Source organism: Kitasatospora sp. NPDC047058 (assembly GCF_040643935.1).
Taxonomy (GTDB): Bacteria; Actinomycetota; Actinomycetes; order Streptomycetales; family Streptomycetaceae; genus Kitasatospora.
Genome location: NZ_JBEYVJ010000836.1, coordinates 1 through 1525, shown reverse-complemented (window position 1 = coordinate 1525; position 1525 = coordinate 1). Strand labels below are relative to the sequence as shown.

The following is a 1525-nucleotide window of genomic DNA, read 5'->3' as shown; positions in this document are numbered from 1 at the left end:
GTCGTCCCTGAGCGGACGCCGGACGCGGCCGCGCCGGATCAGGCGTCCGCTCAGGGACGGGCCGGGGAGCCGAAGTCGCAGGGCACCGCCCGGTGCAGGCCGAGCAGCCGCAGCACCCGCGCGGGCTGGCGGCGGACGCCCTGCAGCAGCAGCCGGGTACCGGCCGCGAGACGGCGGTCGAGCCGCAGGAAGGCGCACGCCCCGGCGCTGTCGCAGAAGCCGACCGCGGAGAGGTCCAGCACCAGCTCCCGGTCGTCGTGGCACGCCAGGCCGAGCAGCGCCGGAACCAGGCTGTGCGTGGTGAACGCGTCGAGTTCGCCGCGCAGTCGCACCGTGGTGGATCGGGCCACCGGGTCGCGGGTGACCGAGAGGATCACGCTGTCCGTGATCGGGTCCGACGCCGCCGTCACTGTCCCGGCCGTCGTGCTCATCGCTTGCCTCTCCAAGGCTCTTCGTTCCCCGCTCGGAGGTCTCTCCGCTCGGAGGTCTCCTCGTTCGGACGTCTCGTCGGGCGCCCGGTTCGGCGGATCCGTCCTGCGCCGTGCGCCGCAGCGAAGCCAACCAGGCTCCGTGGGCCGCGGGACAGATCCGGTCGTCCCGGCAGGGCGGGCCGGTGGTCCCGGTTCCCTCCGGGCCGGCGCCCGAGGGTCACCGGCCGGCCGTGCAAGCCGGGTCCGGAGCGCGCACCGTGCCGGGCTGAAGGTCCCGGTCCCGCTGGACCCCAACGGCCCTTCGCAACGTCCGCCGGGAAGGCGAAGGTTGACGTACCCGGAGCAAGGGGACCGGCGGCCCGACCGGGACCGCCCGCGAACGAGAGGAGAGCCGGGATGCGACACCGGATCGTCGGAGAGCTGATGACCTCCGCCGTTGTGCACGTGGGGCCCGACACCGGGTTCAAGGAGATCGCCCGGCTGCTCGCCGAGCACGACATCAGCTCGGTACCGGTCCTCGACGACCAGGACCGGCCGCTGGGCCTCGTCTCGGAGGGCGACCTGCTCCTCAACGAGGCCGCCCAGGAGGACCCGGCAGGACTGCTGATCACCCCACGGCTGTCGTCCCACGAGCGGGCCAGGAGCCGGGCGACGACCGCCCGCGGGCTGATGACCTCCCCGGCGGTGTGCGCCCGGCCCGAGTGGACCGTGGTCGAGGCGGCCCGTCTGATGCAGCGCAAGCGGCTCAGGCGGCTCCCGGTCGTCGATGAGGCGGGACGCCTGGTGGGCATCGTCAGCCGGGGCGACCTCCTGCGGGTCTACCTGCGCCACGACCGGGCGATCCGCGAGGAGATCCGCGGCGACGTCCTCCTCCGCACCCTGGGCCTCTCCCCGGACTCGCTCGACGTCCGGGTGGCCGACGGGCAGGTGACGCTCGCAGGCCGCGTCGACCGCCGCAGCCTGCTGCCGGTGGTGGAGCGGCTGTGCCGGGGTGTGGACGGCGTGGTCGCGGTCACCAACCGCCTCGACTACCGGACGGACGACACCGCCGCACTGCACCCGGCGGGCTGACCGGGCTCGACCGCGTCCGCGCC

The 1525-nt window shown here is 74.6% G+C and carries 2 protein-coding genes; one reads left to right on the top strand and one right to left on the bottom strand.

Annotated features, from left to right (window positions below; translation table 11 throughout):
* Positions 1–50: 50 nt before the first annotated feature.
* Positions 51–431, bottom strand: coding sequence for an STAS domain-containing protein (locus ABZ885_RS40940; RefSeq protein WP_360200265.1), 381 nt, complete (start codon positions 429–431; stop codon positions 51–53).
* Positions 432–827: 396 nt separating this feature from the next.
* Between ABZ885_RS40940 and ABZ885_RS40935 the strand changes: the two genes are divergently transcribed.
* Entirely contained in the window at positions 828–1502 is a 675-nt protein-coding gene (locus tag ABZ885_RS40935; protein WP_360200263.1) for a CBS domain-containing protein, read from the top strand.
* The last annotated feature ends 23 nt before the right edge of the window (positions 1503–1525 follow it).